21 protein-coding genes are annotated in these 21,766 nt (G+C 54.2%); 17 read left to right on the top strand and 4 right to left on the bottom strand.

Annotated elements, in window-relative coordinates:
• Nucleotides 1-72 precede the first annotated feature (72 nt).
• Both recQ and rhtC read left to right on the top strand, forming a co-directional pair.
• A complete protein-coding gene (gene recQ / locus HVZ37_RS21915; protein ID WP_054176994.1) occupies nt 73-1,902 on the top strand; it encodes an ATP-dependent DNA helicase RecQ in 1,830 nt (609 codons plus the stop codon).
• 66 nt (nt 1,903-1,968) lie between these two features.
• Complete coding sequence (gene rhtC, locus HVZ37_RS21910; protein ID WP_042998816.1) at nt 1,969-2,589, top strand: threonine export protein RhtC; 621 nt, start codon at nt 1,969-1,971, stop codon at nt 2,587-2,589.
• Between the two features lie 42 nt (nt 2,590-2,631).
• Here the strand turns inward: rhtC and rhtB are convergent, their stop codons facing one another.
• Nucleotides 2,632-3,252 (bottom strand): homoserine/homoserine lactone efflux protein, encoded by a 621-nt coding sequence (gene rhtB / locus HVZ37_RS21905; protein WP_042998817.1) that lies wholly within the window; start codon nt 3,250-3,252, stop codon nt 2,632-2,634.
• 236 nt (nt 3,253-3,488) lie between these two features.
• Between rhtB and pldB the strand changes: the two genes are divergently transcribed.
• The 3 genes from pldB to bioP all read left to right on the top strand — a co-directional run bounded on the left by pldB (nt 3,489) and on the right by bioP (nt 6,300).
• The gene (pldB, locus tag HVZ37_RS21900; RefSeq protein WP_042998818.1) at nt 3,489-4,511 is read left to right on the top strand and encodes a lysophospholipase L2; all 1,023 of its coding nucleotides are present in this window, start codon (nt 3,489-3,491) and stop codon (nt 4,509-4,511) included.
• Between the two features lie 8 nt (nt 4,512-4,519).
• Nucleotides 4,520-5,320 carry a sugar/pyridoxal phosphate phosphatase YigL gene (yigL, locus tag HVZ37_RS21895; RefSeq protein ID WP_042998819.1) on the top strand — a complete coding sequence of 267 codons (801 nt, stop codon included), beginning with the start codon at nt 4,520-4,522 and terminating at the stop codon, nt 5,318-5,320.
• 80 nt (nt 5,321-5,400) lie between these two features.
• On the top strand, nt 5,401-6,300 hold the full coding sequence (gene bioP, locus HVZ37_RS21890) for a biotin transporter (RefSeq protein ID WP_042998820.1): 900 nt from the start codon (nt 5,401-5,403) through the stop codon (nt 6,298-6,300).
• Here bioP and metR read toward each other — a convergent pair.
• Nucleotides 6,188-7,141 carry an HTH-type transcriptional regulator MetR gene (gene metR / locus HVZ37_RS21885; protein WP_042998821.1) on the bottom strand — a complete coding sequence of 318 codons (954 nt, stop codon included), beginning with the start codon at nt 7,139-7,141 and terminating at the stop codon, nt 6,188-6,190. The two genes, bioP and metR, sit on opposite strands and share 113 nt — an antisense overlap.
• Before the next feature lie 235 nt (nt 7,142-7,376).
• Here metR and metE point away from each other — a divergent pair, with 235 nt between their 5' ends.
• On the top strand, nt 7,377-9,638 hold the full coding sequence (gene metE / locus HVZ37_RS21880) for a 5-methyltetrahydropteroyltriglutamate--homocysteine S-methyltransferase (protein ID WP_181627968.1): 2,262 nt from the start codon (nt 7,377-7,379) through the stop codon (nt 9,636-9,638).
• Between the two features lie 66 nt (nt 9,639-9,704).
• Here the strand turns inward: metE and HVZ37_RS21875 are convergent, their stop codons facing one another.
• Nucleotides 9,705-10,514, bottom strand: coding sequence for a dienelactone hydrolase family protein (locus tag HVZ37_RS21875; RefSeq protein ID WP_044327197.1), 810 nt, complete (start codon nt 10,512-10,514; stop codon nt 9,705-9,707).
• Nucleotides 10,515-10,774: 260 nt separating this feature from the next.
• Between HVZ37_RS21875 and udp the strand changes: the two genes are divergently transcribed.
• From udp to tatD, 9 genes are all read left to right on the top strand, one after another.
• The gene (udp, locus tag HVZ37_RS21870; protein WP_042998824.1) at nt 10,775-11,536 is read left to right on the top strand and encodes a uridine phosphorylase; all 762 of its coding nucleotides are present in this window, start codon (nt 10,775-10,777) and stop codon (nt 11,534-11,536) included.
• Between the two features lie 153 nt (nt 11,537-11,689).
• The gene (gene rmuC, locus HVZ37_RS21865; protein WP_181627967.1) at nt 11,690-13,117 is read left to right on the top strand and encodes a DNA recombination protein RmuC; all 1,428 of its coding nucleotides are present in this window, start codon (nt 11,690-11,692) and stop codon (nt 13,115-13,117) included.
• 94 nt (nt 13,118-13,211) lie between these two features.
• The gene (gene ubiE / locus HVZ37_RS21860; protein ID WP_042326162.1) at nt 13,212-13,967 is read left to right on the top strand and encodes a bifunctional demethylmenaquinone methyltransferase/2-methoxy-6-polyprenyl-1,4-benzoquinol methylase UbiE; all 756 of its coding nucleotides are present in this window, start codon (nt 13,212-13,214) and stop codon (nt 13,965-13,967) included.
• 13 nt (nt 13,968-13,980) lie between these two features.
• Entirely contained in the window at nt 13,981-14,586 is a 606-nt protein-coding gene (gene ubiJ, locus HVZ37_RS21855) for a ubiquinone biosynthesis protein UbiJ (protein ID WP_044327203.1), read from the top strand.
• Nucleotides 14,583-16,223, top strand: a complete 1,641-nt coding sequence (gene ubiB / locus HVZ37_RS21850) for a ubiquinone biosynthesis regulatory protein kinase UbiB (RefSeq protein ID WP_044258310.1) — start codon at nt 14,583-14,585, stop codon at nt 16,221-16,223. Before ubiJ ends, ubiB begins: the two co-directional genes overlap by 4 nt.
• A gap of 78 nt (nt 16,224-16,301) precedes the next feature.
• Nucleotides 16,302-16,571, top strand: coding sequence for a Sec-independent protein translocase subunit TatA (tatA, locus tag HVZ37_RS21845; protein ID WP_042998827.1), 270 nt, complete (start codon nt 16,302-16,304; stop codon nt 16,569-16,571).
• Nucleotides 16,572-16,574: 3 nt separating this feature from the next.
• A complete protein-coding gene (tatB, locus tag HVZ37_RS21840; protein ID WP_042998828.1) occupies nt 16,575-17,105 on the top strand; it encodes a Sec-independent protein translocase protein TatB in 531 nt (176 codons plus the stop codon).
• A 2-nt stretch (nt 17,106-17,107) separates the two neighbouring features.
• Nucleotides 17,108-17,899, top strand: a complete 792-nt coding sequence (gene tatC, locus HVZ37_RS21835) for a Sec-independent protein translocase subunit TatC (protein ID WP_042998829.1) — start codon at nt 17,108-17,110, stop codon at nt 17,897-17,899.
• Between the two features lie 41 nt (nt 17,900-17,940).
• The gene (gene tatD, locus HVZ37_RS21830) at nt 17,941-18,723 is read left to right on the top strand and encodes a 3'-5' ssDNA/RNA exonuclease TatD (protein ID WP_181627966.1); all 783 of its coding nucleotides are present in this window, start codon (nt 17,941-17,943) and stop codon (nt 18,721-18,723) included.
• Between the two features lie 7 nt (nt 18,724-18,730).
• Here the strand turns inward: tatD and rfaH are convergent, their stop codons facing one another.
• On the bottom strand, nt 18,731-19,219 hold the full coding sequence (rfaH, locus tag HVZ37_RS21825; protein WP_042998831.1) for a transcription/translation regulatory transformer protein RfaH: 489 nt from the start codon (nt 19,217-19,219) through the stop codon (nt 18,731-18,733).
• A gap of 168 nt (nt 19,220-19,387) precedes the next feature.
• Here rfaH and ubiD point away from each other — a divergent pair, with 168 nt between their 5' ends.
• Together ubiD and fre are read left to right on the top strand one after the other, a co-directional pair.
• A complete protein-coding gene (gene ubiD, locus HVZ37_RS21820; RefSeq protein WP_044327658.1) occupies nt 19,388-20,881 on the top strand; it encodes a 4-hydroxy-3-polyprenylbenzoate decarboxylase in 1,494 nt (497 codons plus the stop codon).
• A gap of 38 nt (nt 20,882-20,919) precedes the next feature.
• Nucleotides 20,920-21,621 carry an NAD(P)H-flavin reductase gene (gene fre / locus HVZ37_RS21815; RefSeq protein ID WP_044258316.1) on the top strand — a complete coding sequence of 234 codons (702 nt, stop codon included), beginning with the start codon at nt 20,920-20,922 and terminating at the stop codon, nt 21,619-21,621.
• Nucleotides 21,622-21,766: the final 145 nt, after the last annotated feature.

Genomic DNA, 21,766 nt, shown 5'->3' with positions numbered 1-21,766 from the left:
TTTTAAACATTGCAGTTTCTCCCTCAGGCGCTGAAAATAGCGCCTGTTTTGATTTAAGCGAACGGGGTTAATGTGGCGCAGGCGGAAGTGTTGAATCTGGAATCTGGAGCTAAGCAGGTTTTGCAAGAAACCTTTGGCTACCAGCAGTTTCGCCCGGGTCAGGAAGCGATCATCGACACCGTCGTTTCGGGGCGCGACTGCCTGGTCGTGATGCCGACCGGGGGCGGTAAATCCCTCTGCTATCAAATCCCTGCCTTACTGCTCAATGGCCTGACCGTGGTGGTTTCGCCGCTGATTTCCCTGATGAAAGATCAGGTCGACCAACTGCTGGCGAACGGCGTGGCGGCCGCTTGTCTGAATTCGACGCAAACCCGCGAGCAGCAGCTTGAAGTGATGGCGGGGTGTCGTACCGGACAAATCCGTCTGCTGTATATCGCTCCTGAACGCCTGATGCTGGATAACTTCCTTGAGCACCTGGCGCACTGGAATCCGGTGTTACTGGCCGTGGACGAAGCGCACTGTATCTCGCAGTGGGGACATGATTTCCGCCCGGAATATGCCGCACTCGGCCAGCTCAGACAGCGTTTTCCCACACTGCCATTTGTCGCGCTGACCGCGACCGCTGATGAAACCACACGGCTGGATATTGTTCGTCTGCTGGGACTGAACGATCCCTTAATCCAGATCAGCAGTTTTGACCGTCCGAACATTCGCTACATGCTGATGGAGAAGTTTAAACCGCTCGATCAACTGATGCGTTACGTGCAGGAACAGCGTGGTAAATCCGGGATTATTTACTGTAACAGTCGTGCGAAAGTGGAGGACACCGCCGCGCGTCTGCAAAGCCGGGGCATTAGCGCCGCGGCATACCATGCAGGGCTGGAAAATCACATCCGCGCCGACGTGCAGGAGAAATTCCAGCGCGACGACCTGCAAATCGTGGTGGCGACCGTCGCTTTTGGCATGGGCATCAACAAACCTAACGTGCGTTTTGTGGTGCATTTCGATATTCCCCGCAACATTGAGTCCTACTACCAGGAGACCGGTCGTGCCGGGCGAGACGGCCTGCCCGCGGAGGCGATGCTGTTTTACGATCCGGCGGATATGGCGTGGCTGCGCCGCTGCCTGGAAGAAAAACCGCAGGGACAGCTACAGGATATCGAACGGCACAAGTTGAACGCGATGGGCGCGTTTGCCGAGGCGCAAACCTGTCGTCGTCTGGTGCTGCTTAACTACTTCGGTGAAGGGCGTCAGGAACCGTGCGGCAACTGCGATATCTGTCTTGATCCGCCAAAACAGTACGATGGCGTGAAGGACGCACAGATTGCGCTCTCGACCATTGGTCGGGTAAACCAGCGTTTTGGGATGGGTTACGTGGTGGAAGTGATACGCGGGGCTAACAGCCAGCGTATTCGCGAACTCGGCCACGACAAGCTCAAGGTGTACGGTATGGGGCGCGAGCAGAGTCACGAGCACTGGGTGAGCGTGATCCGCCAGTTGATTCACCTGGGCTTCGTTACGCAAAATATCGCCCAGCATTCCGCGCTACAGCTCACCGATGCTTCACGTCCGCTGCTGCGCGGCGAGGTCGCCCTGCAACTCGCAGTGCCGCGTATTGTCGCCCTGAAACCGCGCGTCATGCAGAAATCTTTCGGCGGCAATTACGATCGCAAACTGTTCGCCAAACTGCGCAAGCTGCGTAAAGCTATTGCTGATGAAGAGAATATCCCGCCGTACGTCGTCTTCAACGACGCCACGCTGATTGAGATGGCGGAACAGATGCCGGTTTCCGCGAGCGAAATGCTCAGCGTCAACGGGGTGGGAATGCGCAAACTGGAACGCTTCGGTAAAGCGTTTATGGCGTTGATCCGCGCGCACGTTGATGGTGACGACGAAGAGTAGTCAGCCGGGCAAAAAAGTGCCAGGATGGTGACTCACTGAACTGTTTCCCCCGCGAGTATTTTCATCATGTTAATGTTATTTCTCACCGTGGCGATGGTGCACATTGTGGCACTGATGAGCCCAGGGCCGGATTTCTTTTTTGTCTCGCAGACGGCGGTCAGCCGCTCGCGTAAAGAAGCGATGATGGGCGTGCTGGGCATTACCTGTGGCGTCATGGTCTGGGCGGGCATCGCGCTGCTCGGCCTGCATCTGATCATCGAAAAAATGGCCTGGCTACACACTATTATCATGGTCGGCGGCGGCCTGTATCTGTGCTGGATGGGCTACCAGATGCTGCGTGGCGCGTTGAAAAAGCAGGATGTCGCGGCACCCACGCCGCAGGTTGAGCTGGCGCAAAGCGGTCGCAGTTTCCTGAAAGGGTTACTGACGAACCTGGCTAACCCGAAAGCCATCATCTACTTCGGTTCGGTCTTTTCTCTGTTTGTCGGCGACAGCGTCGGTACTGCCGCGCGTTGGGGGATTTTCGTGCTGATTATCGTTGAGACTTTCGCGTGGTTTACCGTGGTTGCCAGCCTGTTTGCGCTGCCGAAAATGCGTCGTGGCTACCAGCGTATGGCGAAATGGATCGACGGTTTTGCCGGGGCGTTGTTCGCGGGGTTCGGTATCCATCTGATCATTTCGCGCTAAGTCTTCGTGCCGGATACGTGCCAGTTGCTATCCGGCAACCGGTCAGGCGTGGCGCGCCGACGCCAGCAGTGCACCCACCAGCATAAACAGCGAACCGAAGATTTTATTCAACGCTTTCATCTGCTTCGGCCCTTTGATCCACAACGCGATACGCTGCGCCAGCGTGGCGTAGCCGATCATCACCACGATGTCGACTGCAATAGTGGTTACACCGAGCACGATGTACTGCATCAGTTGGGGTTCTTTTGGCATCACGAACTGTGGGAAAAGGGCCGCCAGGAAGACGATGCTTTTAGGGTTTGTCAGGTTCACGAATACGGCGCGTTTAAACAGGCGACCGCGCGACTGGGTCTGGGCCATAGCATTCAGATCAATCGCACCGGCGGCGCGCCATTGCTGGATGCCTAACCAAATCAGATAGGCCGCGCCCGCCCATTTCAGCACCTCAAAGGCGATGACGGAGCGTGAAAACAGCGTGCCCAGACCGACGCCGACCAGCACGATATGAATGCCCAGTCCGGCCTGTAACCCGGCAATCGACGCCACTGCGCCACGATAGCCGTGATTAAGGGAAGTCGTCATGGTATTGATGGCGCCGGAACCGGGCGAAAGGCTCAAAATTATGGATGTCAGCAGGTAGGCGAACCACCATTCAAAAGTCATGAGAAACTCCCTGATTGCACTTTAAATACACTAAATAATTCGAGTTGCACAAAGGCGGCGACGCAGCGAAATCCCAGGCGCGTACAGGGAGTACATGACGGGGATGAGCGAGGAAAGCCAACGCATCTGCAGCTTGAAGTATGACGGGTATATGCCACAATACGCTACTGTTGCGGTGTTGTGTCAGACATGATTAAAAAAACGATTTTTACCTGGTAAACGAGGCTGGATACCCGATGTTTCAGCAGCAAAAAGACTGGGAAACGAGAGAAAACGCGTTTGCGGCTTTTTCCATGGGGCCGCTGACAGACTTCTGGCGTCAGCGCGAGGAAGCGGAATTGACCGGCGTCGGTCGTGTGCCGGTGCGGTTTGTCCGGTTTCGCGCAGCGCATAACGATCGTGTCATTGTCATCTGTCCGGGGCGAATTGAAAGCTATGTAAAGTACGCTGAACTGGCGTATGACCTGTTTCATCTGGGCTTTGATGTCCTCATTATTGACCATCGCGGTCAGGGGCGTTCCGGGCGTATGCTATCGGATCCTAATCGCGGTCATGTCGACAATTTCAACGACTATGTTGATGATTTATCGGCGTTCTGGGGACAAGAAGTGCAGCCGGGACCGTGGCGTAAACGTTATATTCTGGCACACTCGATGGGCGGGGCGATTGCGACGCTGTTTTTGCAGCGCCATCCGCATCAGTGCGATGCGATCGCGCTCTGCGCGCCAATGTTTGGTATTGTGATGCGTTTGCCGGACTGGATGGTACGCCATATCCTCGACTGGGCCGAAGGTCATCAGCGTATCCGGGAAGGGTATGCGATCGGCACCGGACGCTGGCGGGCATTGCCCTTTGGCATGAATTTATTAACGCACAGTCGACAACGCTATCGGCGTAATTTACGTTTTTATGCCGATGAGCCGCAGTTGCGCGTCGGCGGCCCGACCTTTCACTGGGTACGGGAAGGCATCCTGGCGGCTGAACAGGTGCTGGCAGGCGCGGGCGATGACGCCACGCCAACTCTGCTGATTCAGGCCGAAGAAGAGCGTGTGGTGGATAACCGCATGCACGAACGTTTTTGTGAACTCCGCGCCGCAGCGGGCCATCCTGTCGAAGGGGGGCATCCGCTGGTCATTAAAGGCGCTTACCATGAGATCCTTTTTGAAAAGGACGCTATGCGCTCAGTTGCGCTTCAGGCTATCGTTGATTTTTTCAACAAGCATAACTCATCAGCGGAAACCGCTTTGCTCAGAGGTTGAATTTTTATATGTATCAGATTGTTGCGTCTGATTTAGATGGCACACTGCTTTCTCCCGACCATACCCTATCCCCCTACGCGAAAGAGACATTGAAGCTGCTGACCGCACGCGGCGTTAACTTTGTCTTTGCGACCGGTCGACATCATGTCGATGTGGGGCAGATTCGCGATAATCTGGAGATTAAGTGCTATATGATTACCTCCAACGGCGCGCGTGTGCATGATATGGATGGCAATCTGGTGTTTACCCATAATCTGGACCGCGATATTGCCAGCGATCTGTTTGGGGTGGTGAACGCGAACCCGGATATCATCACTAACGTCTATCGCGATGACGAATGGTTTATGAACCGCCATCGTCCGGATGAAATGCGATTTTTCAAAGAGGCGGTGTTCCATTACTCGCTGTTTGAACCGGGTTTACTGGAGCCGGAAGGCGTCAGCAAAGTGTTCTTCACCAGTCATTCTCATGACGTCCTGCTGCCGCTGGAACAGGCTATTAATGCGCGCTGGGGCGATCGGGTGAACGTGAGCTTCTCCACGCTCACCTGTCTGGAAGTGATGGCGGGCGGCGTGTCAAAAGGCCATGCGCTGGAGGCGGTCGCCAACGCGATGGGTTACAGCCTCAAAGACTGCATCGCCTTTGGCGACGGGATGAACGACGCTGAAATGCTGTCAATGGCAGGCAAAGGCTGCATTATGGCCGGGGCGCATCAACGCCTGAAGGATCTGCATCCGGAACTGGAAGTGATCGGCTCTAATATCGACGATGCGGTGCCGCATTATCTGCGCGATCTCTTCTTACGCTAAAATGAATGCTGATTAATTAATCAGTTGTCAACTTAACTCTCCGCTACAATGGATACTCCATATTCTACGAGATATCCATTGTGGCGTTACTGATCATTACCACGATCCTGTGGGCTTTCTCCTTCAGCCTGTTCGGGGAATACCTTGCCGGGCACGTCGATAGCTACTTTGCCGTGTTGGTTCGGGTCGGTCTGGCGGCGCTGGTATTCCTGCCTTTCCTGCGTACGCGCGGGCACAGCCTGAAAACTATCGGGCTTTATATGCTGGTGGGAGCCATGCAGCTTGGCATCATGTATATGCTGAGTTTCCACGCTTATCTCTATCTGACTGTCTCTGAACTGCTGTTGTTTACCGTGTTGACGCCGCTCTATATCACGCTGATTTACGATCTGATGAGTAAACGGCGGCTGCGCTGGGGGTATGCGTTTAGCGCGCTGCTGGCGGTGATTGGCGCAGGGATTATTCGTTATGACCAGGTGACCGATCACTTCTGGACTGGTCTGCTGCTGGTACAGCTTTCCAACATCAGTTTTGCCATCGGGATGGTGGGCTATAAACGCCTGATGGAGACGCGCCCGATGCCCCAGCATAACGCCTTTGCATGGTTTTACATCGGCGCGTTTCTGGTGGCGGTAGTTGCCTGGTTCATGTTGGGCAATGCGCAGAAAATGCCGGAAACCACGCTCCAGTGGGGAATTCTGGTGTTCCTGGGCGTGGCCGCTTCAGGCATCGGCTACTTTATGTGGAACTACGGCGCGACACAGGTTGATGCGGGGACGCTGGGTATTATGAACAATATGCATGTGCCCGCAGGGCTGCTGGTCAACCTGGCTATCTGGCACCAACAGCCTCACTGGCCAAGTTTTATTACAGGTGCGATGGTGATATTGGCTTCACTGTGGGTGCATCGAAAGTGGGTCGCTCCGCGCTCCGAACAAACGGCAGATGATCGCAGGCGTGATTGCGCGCCGATCGAATAAACGCCTCAGTCACCGGCTGGCGCTGCTCGCCGTCACGCACGGCGGCGTACAGGCGGCTCCATAAGCCCTCTCCCAGGGTTCTGGTCACCACCAGGCCCTGGCGTTCAAAACTCTCCACGACCCAGTGCGGCAGGGCAGCAATGCCCATGTTTGCCGCCACCATCTGAATCAACAGCAGAGTATTATCCACGCTTTTCAGTGACGGGCTGACCCCTGCGGGCTGCAGAAAATGACGCCAGACGTCCAGTCGACTGCGTTGTACCGGATAGATCAGCAGCGTTTCGCTGGCTAAATCTTCCGGGGTGATCTGCGTTTTGCTGGTCAGCGGATGCTCGGGTGCCAGCACCAGGCGAACTTCAAAATCAAACATCGGAGAATAATGCAGCCCGCTGCGCGGCAGAATGTCAGAGGTCATCACCAGATCCAGCTCGTCCTGCTGGAGCGCCGGTTGGGGGTCAAACGTCACGCCGGATTTAAAATCCATCTCCACCTGCGGCCATTTGGCGCGGAAGTTTTCCAGCGCCGGGGTCAGCCACTGAATACAGCTATGGCATTCAATGGCGATACGCAGACGGGTTTGTTGTGGTTCGTTGCAGGCCTGCAACGCGCGGTTAATTTGTGGCAGAACCTGACTGGCCAGTTGCAACAGGATCTCACCCTGTGGGGTGAAACGCAGCGGCTGACTTTTACGTATGAATAGCCGAAAGCCAAGGCGCTGTTCCAGATCGCTGAACTGGTGAGACAGGGCGGATTGGGTCTGATGCAGCGTCGCCGCAGCGGCTGCCAGTGACCCGGTATTCCGCAACGCCTGGAGCGTTTTCAGGTGTTTAATCTCGATCATGAAAGTCCTTCACTTCGGCATGAACAAATTGCGCTTGAGGAATATACAGTAACTGTCAAATATGGATGTGTAAACATCCAGACGTCCAAAATCCTTCGTATTTTAAATTTATGGTGCGTTGGCTGCGTTTCCTCGCCTTGGTTACTTACTGATGTAAGCTCCCGGGGATGAGTAAACTTGCCACCTTCCCTGAATTAAAAATCCATAGGATTTACATATAATTAGAGGAAGTAAAATGACAATACTGAATCACACCCTCGGTTTCCCTCGTGTTGGCCTGCGTCGCGAGCTGAAAAAAGCGCAAGAGGGCTACTGGGCGGGTAATGTGACCCGTGAAGAACTGCTGGCGGTGGGCCGCGAACTGCGGGCGCGTCACTGGGATCAGCAAAAGCAGGCCGGTATCGATCTACTGCCGGTCGGCGATTTTGCCTGGTACGACCATGTTCTGACCACCAGCCTGCTGCTCGGTAACGTCCCGGCGCGTCATCAGAACAAAGATGGTTCCGTCGATATCGACACCCTGTTCCGCATTGGTCGCGGTCGTGCGCCGACCGGCGAACCGGCTGCGGCGGCAGAAATGACCAAATGGTTTAACACCAACTATCACTATATGGTGCCGGAGTTCGTCAAAGGTCAGCAGTTCAAACTGACCTGGACCCAACTACTGGATGAAGTGGACGAAGCGCTGGCGCTGGGTCACAAGGTGAAACCTGTGCTGCTCGGCCCGGTAACTTATTTGTGGCTGGGCAAAGTAAAGGGCGAGTCGTTCGATCGCCTGAGCCTGCTGAAAGACATTCTGCCGGTTTACCAGCAGGTGCTCGCGGAACTGGCAAAACGCGGCATCGAGTGGGTGCAGATCGACGAACCCGCGCTGGTGCTGGAACTGCCGCAGACGTGGCTGAACGCCTTCAAACCGGCCTACGATGCGCTTTCCGGGCAGGTGAAACTGCTGCTGACCACCTACTTTGAAGGTGTGACGCCTAACCTTGATACCATTGCCGCGCTGCCGGTACAGGGACTCCACGTTGACCTGGTCCACGGTAAAGATGACGTGACAGCGCTGCACAAACGCCTGCCGACTGACTGGCTGCTGTCTGCCGGTCTGGTCAATGGACGCAACGTCTGGCGTGCCGATCTGACAGAAAAATATGCCCAGATTAAAGATATCGTAGGCCTTCGGGATCTGTGGGTGGCCTCGTCCTGCTCATTGCTGCACAGCCCGATCGACCTGAGCGTTGAAACGCGTCTGGATGCGGAAGTGAAGAGCTGGTTTGCCTTCGCCCTGCAAAAGTGTGGTGAACTGACGCTGCTGCGCGATGCGCTGAACAGCGGCGATACCGCCGCCATCGCCGAATGGAGCGCACCGATTCAGGCGCGTCGCCACTCGACCCGTGTGCACAATGCAGCAGTGCAAAAACGTCTGGCGGCCATCACCGCGCAGGACAGCCAGCGGGCGAACCCGTACGAAGTGCGCGCTGAGGCTCAGCGTGCGCGCTTCAACCTGCCTGCATGGCCGACGACCACTATCGGTTCTTTCCCGCAAACTACTGAAATCCGCGGCCTGCGTCTGGACTTCAAAAAAGGGCAGCTTGATGCTAACAACTATCGCACTGGCATCGCGGAGCATATTAAGCAGGCGATTGTTGAGCAGGAACGCTTAGGCCTGGACGTGCTGGTCCACGGTGAAGCCGAGCGTAACGACATGGTGGAATATTTCGGTGAGCACCTCGATGGTTTTGTTTTCACCCAGAATGGCTGGGTGCAGAGTTACGGCTCTCGCTGCGTGAAACCGCCGGTGGTGATCGGCGACGTCAGCCGTCCGGAAGCGATCACCGTAGAATGGGCGACGTATGCTCAGTCGCTGACTGACAAACCGGTAAAAGGCATGCTGACCGGCCCGGTGACCATTCTCTGCTGGTCCTTCCCGCGTGAAGACGTCACCCGCGAAACCATCGCCAAACAGATCGCGCTGGCACTGCGTGATGAGGTGGCGGATCTGGAAGCGGCAGGCATTGGCATCATTCAGATTGATGAACCCGCACTGCGCGAAGGGCTGCCGTTGCGTCGTAGCGACTGGGCGGCTTATCTGGCGTGGGGCGTGGAAGCGTTCCGCATCAACGCGGCGGTGGCGAAAGATGATACCCAGATCCACACCCACATGTGTTACTGCGAGTTTAACGACATCATGGATTCTATTGCCGCGCTGGATGCTGACGTGATCACCATTGAAACCTCACGTTCCGACATGGAGCTGCTGGAGTCGTTCGAAGAGTTCGACTATCCGAACGAAATCGGGCCGGGCGTGTATGACATTCACTCGCCGAATGTCCCGAGCGTAGAGTGGATTGAGGCGCTGTTGCAAAAAGCGGCACAACGTATCCCGGCTGAACGCCTGTGGGTAAACCCGGACTGCGGCCTGAAAACCCGCGGTTGGTCGGAAACCCGCGCCGCGCTGGCGAACATGGTGAAAGCCGCGCAGAATCTGCGTCAGGCGTGATCTTCCTGGGCCCGGTAAGGCGAAGTCGCCACCGGGCCTGTTGTTGGGTGGCGGTTCAAACCTGTGTTATTTCTTACTTCCGTACTGCGCAAACCACGCCAGCATTCTTTGCCAGCCGTCTTTGGCTGATTCTTCGTGATAGCTCGAGCGGTAGTCGGCATTGAAGGCATGGCCGGCATCGGGATAGACGACAATCTCCGTATTGGCGTTAGCGGCGCGTAAGGCCTGGCGCATAGTCTCCACGCTCTCCTGTGAAATACTGTTATCCTGACCGCCGTACAGACCCAGCACCGGGGCGTTCAGATCGGTCGCCACATCGACAGGATGTTTCGGCGAATTCAACGATTTATCGCCAACCAACTTCCCATACCAGGCTACAGCGGCTTTCAGTTGCGGGTTATGCGCCGCGTACAGCCACGTAATACGTCCGCCCCAACAAAAGCCAGTGATCATCAGACGATGAACATCGCCACCGTTGCGGGACGCCCAACTGGCGACGTGATCCAGATCGGCCAGAACCTGAGAATCCGGCACTTTCGCCACCAGCCCGCTCAGTAACGTGGGAATATCGGCGAAATCATTGGGATCGCCCTCGCGGAAGTAGAGTTCTGGCGCAATAGCCAAATAGCCGTCCAGCGCCAGACGACGGCAGATGTCGCGGATATGTTCATGCACGCCAAAGATTTCCTGCACTACAATGACCACAGGCAGTGGGCCATCGCTCTTTTTCGGCCGAGCGTGAAACGCCGGCATATCGTCTCCCTGGGAAGGGATTGACGTTAACCCCGCGACGATGGCGTCGTCTGGGGTATGCACTGAGGTAGAGGCAATAGGGGATGCTGCAGGTGCAAAACCGGTTTGTGGTGTTGATGTCATGGTATTCTCCGTACCCTTAGAAAAATAGCGCACTATTAACTATAGACAGCCTTTAACCATTCACACTGCCTCAAACGGCTCGCTTTTTGTGCAAAGAAAGAGAAAGTCGGGCTATTGATGTGATGTTGATCACTTTTTGTAGGCAAATTAATGCAACTTAATTACATCATGGTGATGACTGTCACGAAAATATCTTAAGTCCTTCGGTAAAGTGTCTTTTTGCTTCTTCTGACAAAAACCGAATCACAGAGGAGTTTTATATGTCCAGGTCTGACGTTTTTCATCTCGGCCTCACCAAGAACGATTTACAAGGGGCTACGCTGGCTATCGTCCCTGGCGATCCGGAACGTGTAGAAAAGATCGCCGCGCTGATGGAGAAGCCAGTTAAACTGGCATCTCATCGTGAATTCACTACCTGGCGCGCAGAGCTGGATGGTAAAGCCGTCATCGTCTGCTCGACCGGTATCGGCGGCCCATCAACTTCTATAGCGGTGGAAGAATTGGCTCAGTTGGGCATTCGTACTTTCCTGCGTATTGGCACTACGGGGGCCATTCAGCCGCATATCAATGTCGGCGATGTTCTGGTCACCACGGCGTCCGTTCGTCTGGATGGTGCGAGCCTGCACTTTGCGCCGATGGAGTATCCGGCAGTCGCTGACTTTGAATGCACCACCGCGCTGGTTGAAGCGGCAAAATCCATCGGTGCCACAACTCACGTGGGCGTAACTGCATCTTCTGACACCTTCTACCCAGGCCAGGAACGTTACGACACTTTCTCCGGTCGCGTAGTACGTCGTTTCAAAGGCTCCATGGAAGAGTGGCAGTCAATGGGCGTGATGAACTACGAAATGGAGTCCGCCACGCTGCTGACCATGTGTGCAAGCCAGGGCCTGCGCGCCGGGATGGTTGCGGGGGTAATCGTCAACCGTACCCAGCAAGAGATCCCGAATGCAGAGACGATGAAACAAACTGAAAGCCATGCGGTGAAAATCGTGGTGGAAGCGGCACGTCGTCTCATCTAATTCTCTTCTCTTCCGTAAAAAAGGCCGACGCGTTCGGCCTTTTGCTTTTACGCGATTATTTGCGTACCGCCTCGCAGGAAAGTTCTTTAAAACTGGACGTTTATACAGCACAATTCTATTTTGTGCGGGTGATGTATGGCGTCGGGAGGCATTTTGGATATCTCAATCATCATTTATGCGGTTATTGCGCTGGTGGGCATTGCGCTTGGCTGGCTGATAGCCAGCTATCAGCATGCGCAACAGAAAGCCGAACAATTCGCTGAACGTGAAGAGATGGTTGCGGCATTAAGTGCTGCCAAACAACAGCTTGCCCAAAGTGAACACTGGCGTGATGAGTGCGAGTTGCTCAATAACGAATTACGTAGCCTGCGCAGCATTAACACCTCGCTGGAAGCGGATCTGCGTGAAGTGACCACGCGAATGGAAGCCACACAGCAGCATGCGGAAGATAAAATTCGCCAGATGATCAACAGCGAGCAGCGTCTGAGCGAACAGTTTGAAAACCTGGCAAACCGAATCTTTGAGCAAAGCAATCGCCGGATTGATGAGCAAAACCGACAGAGCCTGAATGGTCTGCTGACGCCGCTGCGTGAACAACTGGACGGTTTCCGTCGCCAGGTTCAGGACAGCTTTGGTCAGGAAGCGCGAGAACGTCACACCCTGGCGCATGAAATTCGCAATCTCCAACAGCTTAATGCACAAATGGCCCAGGAAGCGGTCAACCTTACGCGTGCACTAAAAGGCGATAATAAAACGCAGGGGAACTGGGGCGAAGTCGTACTCACCCGTGTGCTGGAAGCATCCGGACTGCGTGAAGGTTATGAGTACGAAACGCAGGTCAGTATCGAGAATGACGTTCGTTCCCGCATGCAGCCCGACGTAATTGTACGTTTACCGCAGGGAAAAGATGTGGTGATCGACGCCAAAATGACGCTGGTGGCCTATGAGCGCTATTTTAATGCGGAAGACGATTACACCCGCGAAAGTGCGCTTCAGGAACACATTGCTTCGGTGCGTAACCATATTCGCCTGTTGGGACGTAAGGACTACCAGCAGCTTCCGGGGCTGCGCACGCTGGATTACGTGCTGATGTTTATTCCGGTGGAGCCCGCGTTTCTGTTAGCGCTCGACCGACAGCCCGAACTGATTACTGAAGCGCTTAAAAATAATATTATGCTGGTCAGTCCCACGACATTACTGGTGGCGTTGCGAACCATTGCGAATCTTTGGCGTTACGAACATCAAAGCCGTAATGCGCAACAGATTGCGGACCGTGCGAGTAAGCTCTATGACAAGATGCGGCTGTTTGTCGACGATATGTCCTCCATCGGACAGAGTCTGGACAAAGCGCAGGATAACTATCGTCAGGCGATGAAAAAGCTGTCGTCGGGGCGCGGCAACGTGCTGGCACAGGCCGAAGCGTTTCGCGGCTTAGGGGTAGAAATTAAGCGCGAGATTAACCCTGAACTGGCGGAACAGGCCACAACGCAGGATGAAGAGTATCGGTTGCGATCGGTACCTGAAGAGCAGGAAGATGCATCTTATTCCGACGATGACGGGATAAAGCAGCAATCGAATTAGTCCGTTCGGAGTAACCCGGACGGGCAGAAGGGTAGGGCAATGCGCCCCAATCTGTTACACTTCTCGAACAATTTTTTGATGAGCAGGCACTGAGATGGTGGATAATTCACAAGAAACGACGCACTTTGGTTTTCAGACTGTCGCTAAAGAGCATAAAGCGGACATGGTGGCCCACGTTTTTCATTCTGTGGCATCAAAATATGATGTTATGAATGATTTGATGTCTTTTGGCATCCATCGTTTGTGGAAGCGCTTCACCATCGACTGTAGCGGCGTCCGCCGTGGTCAGACAGTACTGGATTTAGCCGGGGGAACCGGCGATCTGACGGCTAAATTCTCCCGTCTGGTCGGGGAGACCGGCAAGGTGATTCTGGCTGACATCAATGACTCAATGCTCAAAATGGGTCGTGAAAAGCTGCGCAATATCGGCGTGATTGGCAACGTAGAATATGTTCAGGCCAATGCGGAAGCGCTGCCGTTCCCGGACAATACGTTTGACTGCATCACTATTTCCTTCGGTTTGCGTAACGTCACGGACAAAGACAAAGCCCTGCGCTCGATGTTCCGTGTCCTGAAGCCAGGTGGTCGTCTGCTGGTGCTGGAATTCTCTAAACCGATTATCGAGCCACTGAGCAAAGCGTACGACGCCTACTCGTTCCATATCCTGCCGCGTATCGGTTCAATGGTCGCCAATGATGCCGATAGCTATCGTTATCTGGCGGAATCCATCCGTATGCATCCCGATCAGGACACCTTGAAAGCGATGATGCAGGACGCCGGGTTCGAAAGTGTCGACTATTACAACCTGACAGCGGGTGTGGTTGCGCTACATCGCGGCTATAAGTTCTGACAGGAGAACGGGGATGCCTTTTAAACCCTTAGTGACTGCAGGAATGGAAAGTTTGCTTAATTCATTCCTGTATCGTTCGTCGGCGTTGAAAACGGCGCGAGCGCGTCTGCTGGGAAAAGTGCTGCGTGTAGAGCTAAAAGGCTTTTCGACATCATTAATTCTGTTGTTCAGCGAACGCCAGGTTGACGTGCTGGGCGAGTGGGCTGGCGAGGCCGATTGTACGGTGATCACTCATGCCAGCGTATTGCCAAAATTACGTGACCGCCAGCAACTGGCTGCGCTGATTCGCAGTGGCGAACTGGAAGTGCAGGGTGATATTCAGGTTGTGCAAAATTTCGTTGCCCTTGCCGACCTGGCGGAATTCGATCCTGCTGAACTGCTGGCGCCTTATACCGGCGACATCGCGGCGGAAGGGATCAGCAAAGCCCTGCGCGGCGGGGCAAAATTTCTCCGTCACGGGATCCAACGTCAGCAACGTTATGTTGCCGAAGCCATTACGGAAGAGTGGCGAATGGCACCCGGACCGTTAGAGGTTGCCTGGTTCGCGGAAGAAACGGCAGCGGTGGAACGCGCTGTCGATGCGCTGACCCGGCGGCTGGAAAAACTGGAGGCTAAATGACGCCAGGTGAAGTACGGCGCCTGTATTTCATCATTCGCACTTTTTTAAGTTACGGACTTGATGAACTCATCCCCAAAATGCGGATCACGCTGCCGCTGCGGTTATGGCGTTACTGCCTGTTCTGGATGCCAAACCGGCATAAAGACAAATTATTGGGAGAGCGACTGAGACTGGCTCTGCAGGAGTTAGGGCCGGTGTGGATCAAGTTTGGTCAAATGCTCTCAACTCGCCGCGATCTCTTCCCTCCGCATATCGCCGATCAACTGGCGTTGTTACAGGACAAAGTCGCCCCCTTCGATGGCAAGCTGGCGAAAGCGCAAATCGAAGAAGCGATGGGCGGACTGCCCGTTGAAGCCTGGTTTGATGAATTCGAGATTCAGCCGCTGGCGTCGGCGTCAATTGCTCAGGTGCATACGGCGAGACTGAAATCGAACGGCAAAGAGGTCGTCATCAAAGTCATACGTCCTGACATCCTGCCGGTTATCAAAGCGGATCTACGACTGATTTATCGTCTTGCCCGCTGGGTGCCGCGCTTGCTACCGGACGGTCGCCGTCTGCGCCCGACGGAAGTGGTGCGGGAATATGAAAAAACACTGATTGATGAGCTGAACCTGTTGCGCGAATCGGCCAACGCCATTCAGCTACGGCGGAACTTTGAAGACAGCCCCATGCTCTACATCCCGGAAGTTTATTCTGACTACTGCAGTGAGAATATGATGGTGATGGAACGCATCTATGGCATCCCGGTTTCCGATGTGGTGACGCTGGAGAAAAACGGCACCAACATGAAGTTGCTGGCGGAGCGCGGCGTGCAGGTTTTCTTCACTCAGGTGTTTCGCGACAGCTTTTTCCACGCGGATATGCATCCCGGAAACATCTTTGTCAGTTATGAACACCCCGAAAACCCGAAATATATTGGCATTGATTGCGGCATTGTCGGCTCCTTAAATAAGGAAGATAAGCGTTACCTGGCGGAGAACTTTATCGCGTTCTTTAATCGTGATTACCGCAAGGTTGCGGAACTGCATGTTGATTCAGGCTGGGTTCCGCCGGATACCAACGTTGAAGAGTTTGAGTTTGCGATTCGTACCGTATGCGAGCCTATCTTCGAGAAACCGCTAGCAGAAATCTCGTTTGGTCACGTTTTGTTAAACCTTTTCAATACGGCGCGTCGATTTAACATGGAAGTGCAGCCTCAACTGGTATTGTTGCAGAAGACATTACTGTATGTTGAGGGCGTAGGACGTCAGCTGTATCCGCAGTTGGATCTCTGGAAAACGGCGAAGCCTTTTCTGGAATCATGGATTAAAGATCAGGTCGGTATTCCGGCGCTGGTCAGGGCATTTAAGGAAAAAGCGCCGTTCTGGGTCGAAAAAATGCCAGAACTCCCTGAACTGGTGTACGACAGTTTGCGCCAGGGCAAATATTTACAGCACAGTGTTGATAAGATTGCGCGCGAGCTTCAGGAGAATCATGTGCGTCAGGGCCAATCCCGTTACTTATTGGGAATTGGAGCCACGTTACTATTGAGTGGGACATTCCTGTTGATTAATCGTCCTGAATGGGGCTATATGCCCGGCTGGTTGATGGCAGGCGGTCTGGTCGCCTGGATTGTCGGCTGGCGCAAAACTCGCTGATTTTTTCATCGCTCAAGGCAGGCCGGGTAACGTATACTACGGCCTTATTAATTCATCATCTATCACAGAGGAACATGTATGGGTGGTATCAGTATTTGGCAGTTGGTGATCATTGCCGTCATCGTTGTACTGTTGTTTGGCACCAAGAAGCTCGGCTCCATCGGTTCCGATCTTGGCGCATCCATCAAAGGCTTCAAAAAAGCCATGAGTGATGATGATGCTAAACAGGATAAAGCCAGTCAGGACGCTGACTTTACCGCGAAGTCTATTACTGACAAACCGGCAGACGCTGCTAAAGAAACGGCGAAAAAAGAAGACGCGAAAAGCCACGATAAAGAGCAGGTGTAATTCGTGTTTGATATCGGCTTTAGCGAACTGTTACTGGTGTTTATTATCGGCCTCGTCGTACTGGGGCCGCAGCGATTGCCGGTAGCCGTCAAAACGATAGCTGGCTGGGTACGCGCATTGCGATCCCTTGCGACCACCGTTCAGAATGAACTGACCCAGGAGCTTAAGCTCCAGGAGTTTCAGGACAGCCTGAAAAAGGTTGAGAAAGCGAGCCTGGAAAATCTGACTCCCGAGCTGAAAGCCTCAATGGATGAACTGCGCCAGGCGGCGGAGTCAATGAAACGTTCCTATAGCGCGAACGAGCCCGAAAAAGCGAGCGACGAAGCGCACACCATCCATAACCCGGTGGTGAAAGGGAACGAAGAACAGCATGAAGGGGTCACGCCCGCTACTGCTGAAGTCCAGGCCAGCGCACCGGAACAGGCTCCTGAGATTGTCGGGGAGACGTCTCCTGCCGTCAACGTGAAGGACGCTGAACCGAAAACCGCTGCCCCTGTTGCTGGCTCCTCCCCTACGTCGAGTGATAAACCGTAAACATGGCTGTAGAAGATACTCAACCGCTTATCACGCACCTGATTGAGCTGCGTAAACGTCTGCTTAACTGCATTATTGCGGTTATCGTGATTTTTCTGGCATTGGTCTATTTTGCCAATGACATCTATCACCTGGTTTCCTCGCCGCTTATCAAACAGTTGCCGCAGGGCGCAACCATGATCGCGACGGATGTCGCATCACCGTTCTTCACCCCGATCAAATTAACCTTCATGGTGTCGCTGATCCTGTCAGCGCCGGTGATCCTTTATCAGGTCTGGGCGTTTATCGCGCCAGCGCTGTATAAGCATGAACGCCGCATGGTGGTGCCGTTACTGATCTCCAGCTCGTTACTGTTCTATATCGGCATGGCGTTTGCCTACTTTGTCGTGTTCCCGCTGGCGTTTGGCTTCCTTGCCAATACCGCGCCGGAAGGCGTGCAGGTCTCGACGGATATTGCCAGCTATCTGAGCTTTGTCATGGCGCTGTTTATGGCGTTCGGGGTCTCGTTTGAGGTGCCCGTTGCCATCGTGCTGCTTTGCTGGATGGGGGTGACGACACCGGAAGATTTGCGTAAAAAACGGCCTTATGTGTTAGTTGGCGCGTTTGTGGTAGGGATGTTGCTGACGCCGCCGGATGTTTTTTCGCAGACGTTACTGGCGATTCCGATGTACTTCCTGTTTGAGGTCGGCGTTTTCTTCTCACGTTTCTATGTCGGTAAGCGACAGACACGGGATGAAGATAACGAGGCGGAATCAGAAGCCGAAGCTGAGAAAGCCGAGAAGACAGAAGAGTAAATTCAACCGCCCGCCAGGGCGGTTGTCATATGGAGCGAAGCATGTTTGATATCGGCGTTAATTTAACCAGCTCGCAGTTTTTAAAAGACCGTGATGAGGTTGTGGCTCGCGCGAGGGCCGCTGGCGTGAAGGGCCTGCTTCTCACCGGAACAAACCTGCATGAAAGCCAACAGGCGCAACGACTGGCGCACATTTATCCTCACTGTTGGTCGACGGCCGGTGTTCACCCGCACGACAGTAGCCAGTGGCAGCCTGCCACAGAGGAGGCGATTGTGGCGCTGGCGTCAATGCCTGAGGTCGTGGCGATTGGCGAATGTGGCCTTGATTTCAATCGTAATTTTTCCACTCCGCAGGAACAAGAGCGGGCGTTTGACGCGCAGTTGCGTATCGCTGCTGAGTTACAGATGCCGGTTTTTATGCATTGTCGTGATGCGCATGCACGATTTCTGACGCTGCTGGATCCGTGGCTGGACAAACTCCCGGGTGCGGTGCTGCACTGCTTTACCGGCACGCGTGAAGAAATGCAGGACTGTATCGACAGAGGATTACATATCGGCATTACAGGCTGGGTCTGTGATGAGCGTCGTGGGCTGGAACTGCGCGAATTGCTACCGTTTATTCCGGCCGAACAGTTGCTGATTGAAACCGATGCGCCGTATCTGTTGCCGCGCGATCTCTCGCCGAAACCCGCATCGCGACGTAACGAACCGGCATATCTGCCACATATTCTTGAGCGTATCGCCCACGGGCGCGGAGACGATCCGCAGTGGCTTTCCGCCACAACGGATGCGAACGTCAGGAAACTGTTTGGAATGTCGTTTTAAGTCGCCGTTAAAGCTTACGGAAACCGGTGTTTTTCACGCTCTGCTTCACCTCTTTATTCAACAGGTTGAGCAGCAGCATGGAACGCGCTTCACCGTCCGGTTCAGTGAAGATCGCCTGCAGGCCTTCAAAAGCCCCTTCCGTGATGACCACTCGGTCGCCGGGGTAAGGCGTTTCAGGGTCGACAATGCCTTCTGGCTTATAGACGGAGAGCTGGTGAATCACCGTAGCAGGGACAATTGCCGGTGATGCGCCAAAGCGGACAAAATGGCTGACGCCGCGCGTGGCATTGATCGTCGTGGTATGAATCACTTCCGGGTCAAATTCCACGAACAGATAGTTAGGGAACAGGGGTTCGCTGACTGCAGTACGTTTTCCACGCACCATTTTTTCCAGAGTGATCATCGGTGTCAGGCAGCTCACTGCCTGTCTTTCGAGGTGTTCCTGAGCACGCTGAAGTTGCCCGCGTTTGCAGTACAGTAAATACCAGGATTGCATAATGGCTCTTATCCGCTTATTCGGGGCGCAAGCATAGCAAATGTAAGGCGTGAAGTTAATTATAATCCCGGTGGCGGCGGTGGGCCGCCAGAGTTCACGCTAATTTAACAAAAATACAGCATCACGATGATGAACGCCGTATAATGAGGCGCTTACGAAGAGGCCACAATGGACGCCATGAAATATCACGATTTACGCGACTTCCTGACGCTGCTTGAACAACAGGGTGAACTCAAACGCATTACGCTTGAAGTGGATCCATATCTGGAAATCACAGAAATTGCCGACCGCACGTTACGTGCCGGTGGCCCTGCGCTGCTGTTTGAAAACCCCAAAGGCTATTCAATGCCAGTGTTGTGTAACCTGTTTGGTACGCCAAAGCGTGTCGCGATGGGCATGGGGCAGGATGATGTCTCTGCGCTGCGGGAAGTGGGTAAATTACTGGCCTTTTTGAAAGAACCGGAGCCGCCGAAGGGCTTCCGCGATCTGTTTGATAAACTGCCGCAGTTCAAACAGGTGCTGAATATGCCGACGAAGCGACTGCGCGGTGCGCCTTGTCAGCAAAAAATCATCTCTGGCGATGACGTCGATTTAAACCGAATTCCCATTATGACCTGCTGGCCAGAAGATGCCGCGCCGCTCATCACCTGGGGGCTGACCGTCACGCGTGGCCCGCATAAAGAGCGGCAGAATCTGGGGATTTATCGCCAGCAGTTGATTGGCAAAAATAAATTGATCATGCGCTGGCTGTCCCATCGTGGCGGCGCGCTTGATTATCAGGAGTGGTGTGCGGCGCATCCGGGTGAACGTTTCCCGGTGTCTGTCGCCTTAGGCGCCGATCCTGCCACCATTCTTGGCGCGGTGACGCCGGTACCAGACACACTCTCAGAGTACGCCTTTGCCGGTCTGCTGCGCGGTACGAAAACCGAAGTGGTTAAATGCCTGTCTAACGATCTTGAAGTGCCTGCCAGTGCGGAAATTGTGTTGGAAGGGTATATCGATCCGGGTGAAATGGCGCCGGAAGGCCCGTATGGCGACCATACGGGGTATTACAATGAAGTGGATAGCTTCCCGGTCTTTACCGTCACGCATATTACCCAGCGTGAAGATGCGATTTACCATTCGACCTACACCGGTCGTCCGCCGGATGAGCCTGCCGTACTTGGCGTTGCGCTAAATGAAGTGTTTGTGCCGATTCTGCAAAAACAGTTCCCGGAAATCGTCGATTTTTACCTGCCGCCGGAAGGGTGCTCTTATCGCCTTGCCGTCGTCACGATTAAAAAACAGTACGCGGGGCATGCGAAACGCGTCATGATGGGTGTCTGGTCATTTTTACGCCAGTTTATGTACACCAAATTTGTTATCGTCTGTGATGATGACGTCAATGCACGCGACTGGAACGATGTGATTTGGGCGATTACCACCCGTATGGACCCGGCCAGGGACACGGTGCTGGTAGAAAATACGCCAATTGATTATCTGGATTTTGCCTCGCCGGTCTCCGGTCTGGGTTCAAAAATGGGGCTGGATGCCACGAACAAATGGCCAGGTGAAACCCAACGCGAGTGGGGACGTCCAATTAAAAAAGACCCCGACGTGACCGCCCGCATTGATGCGATTTGGGATGAACTGGCCATCTTTAATGACGGTAAAGGCGCCTGAGGCGCTCGTTTTGCCCTACAGACCCATAGAGGGAGCGCATGACAACCTTAAGCTGTAAAGTGACCTCGGTAGAAGCTATCACTGATACCGTATACCGTGTTCGTTTAGTACCCGACGCGGCATTTTCCTTTCGTGCCGGTCAATATTTGATGGTCGTGATGGATGAGCGGGATAAACGTCCGTTCTCGATGGCCTCTACGCCGGATGAGCAGGGTTTTATTGAGCTCCACATTGGCGCGTCAGAAATTAATCTCTATGCCAAAGCAGTGATGGATCGCATCCTGAAAGACCATGAGATAACGATAGATATCCCGCACGGCGACGCATGGCTGCGTGACGATGAAGAGCGTCCGCTGATCCTGATTGCTGGTGGTACGGGTTTTTCCTACGCCCGTTCCATTCTGCTGACGGCGCTGGCGCATAATCCTAATCGTGAGGTCACGATTTACTGGGGGGGACGTGAAGAGAAGCATCTCTACGATCTCTCTGAACTTGAAGCGCTCTCTGTCAACCATCCCAATCTGCGCGTCGAAGCCGTGGTGGAACAACCGGAAGCCGGCTGGCGTGGACGTACAGGGACGGTCTTAACGGCGGTGATGCAGGATCACGGAACGCTGGCCGATCATGACATCTACATTGCCGGACGTTTTGAGATGGCGAAAATCGCGCGTGACCTGTTCTGTAATGAGCGCAGCGCACGTGAAGATCGTCTGTTTGGCGATGCGTTCTCATTTATCTAAGAAGAGAAACGAAGAAGAAAAAACCCGCCCCTGACAGGCGGGAAGAACGGCAACTAAATGGTTATACCGTGACGTTTTCGTTGTAGGCCGGATGAGATGCTTTAGCGTCGCCATCCGGCAATCGAGCCGGGGGCGCTTCGCTTAC

The sequence above is a fragment of the Citrobacter sp. RHB35-C17 genome (assembly GCF_013816795.1).
GTDB classification, from domain to species: domain Bacteria; phylum Pseudomonadota; class Gammaproteobacteria; order Enterobacterales; family Enterobacteriaceae; genus Citrobacter_A; species Citrobacter_A amalonaticus.
This window is presented reverse-complemented; position numbering and strand designations above follow the sequence as displayed.

Excerpts from the sequence above, each read along its gene's own strand:
- rhtC (WP_042998816.1), top strand. The coding sequence starts at position 1,969 with ATGTTAATGTTATTTCTCACCGTGGCGATGGTGCACATTGTGGCACTG.
- rhtB (WP_042998817.1), bottom strand. The coding sequence starts at position 3,252 with ATGACTTTTGAATGGTGGTTCGCCTACCTGCTGACATCCATAATTTTG.
- pldB (WP_042998818.1), top strand. The coding sequence starts at position 3,489 with ATGTTTCAGCAGCAAAAAGACTGGGAAACGAGAGAAAACGCGTTTGCG.
- yigL (WP_042998819.1), top strand. The coding sequence starts at position 4,520 with ATGTATCAGATTGTTGCGTCTGATTTAGATGGCACACTGCTTTCTCCC.
- metR (WP_042998821.1), bottom strand. The coding sequence starts at position 7,141 with ATGATCGAGATTAAACACCTGAAAACGCTCCAGGCGTTGCGGAATACC.
- metE (WP_181627968.1), top strand. The coding sequence starts at position 7,377 with ATGACAATACTGAATCACACCCTCGGTTTCCCTCGTGTTGGCCTGCGT.
- HVZ37_RS21875 (WP_044327197.1), bottom strand. The coding sequence starts at position 10,514 with ATGACATCAACACCACAAACCGGTTTTGCACCTGCAGCATCCCCTATT.
- udp (WP_042998824.1), top strand. The coding sequence starts at position 10,775 with ATGTCCAGGTCTGACGTTTTTCATCTCGGCCTCACCAAGAACGATTTA.
- ubiE (WP_042326162.1), top strand. The coding sequence starts at position 13,212 with ATGGTGGATAATTCACAAGAAACGACGCACTTTGGTTTTCAGACTGTC.
- ubiJ (WP_044327203.1), top strand. The coding sequence starts at position 13,981 with ATGCCTTTTAAACCCTTAGTGACTGCAGGAATGGAAAGTTTGCTTAAT.
- ubiB (WP_044258310.1), top strand. The coding sequence starts at position 14,583 with ATGACGCCAGGTGAAGTACGGCGCCTGTATTTCATCATTCGCACTTTT.
- tatA (WP_042998827.1), top strand. The coding sequence starts at position 16,302 with ATGGGTGGTATCAGTATTTGGCAGTTGGTGATCATTGCCGTCATCGTT.
- tatC (WP_042998829.1), top strand. The coding sequence starts at position 17,108 with ATGGCTGTAGAAGATACTCAACCGCTTATCACGCACCTGATTGAGCTG.
- tatD (WP_181627966.1), top strand. The coding sequence starts at position 17,941 with ATGTTTGATATCGGCGTTAATTTAACCAGCTCGCAGTTTTTAAAAGAC.
- rfaH (WP_042998831.1), bottom strand. The coding sequence starts at position 19,219 with ATGCAATCCTGGTATTTACTGTACTGCAAACGCGGGCAACTTCAGCGT.
- ubiD (WP_044327658.1), top strand. The coding sequence starts at position 19,388 with ATGGACGCCATGAAATATCACGATTTACGCGACTTCCTGACGCTGCTT.
- fre (WP_044258316.1), top strand. The coding sequence starts at position 20,920 with ATGACAACCTTAAGCTGTAAAGTGACCTCGGTAGAAGCTATCACTGAT.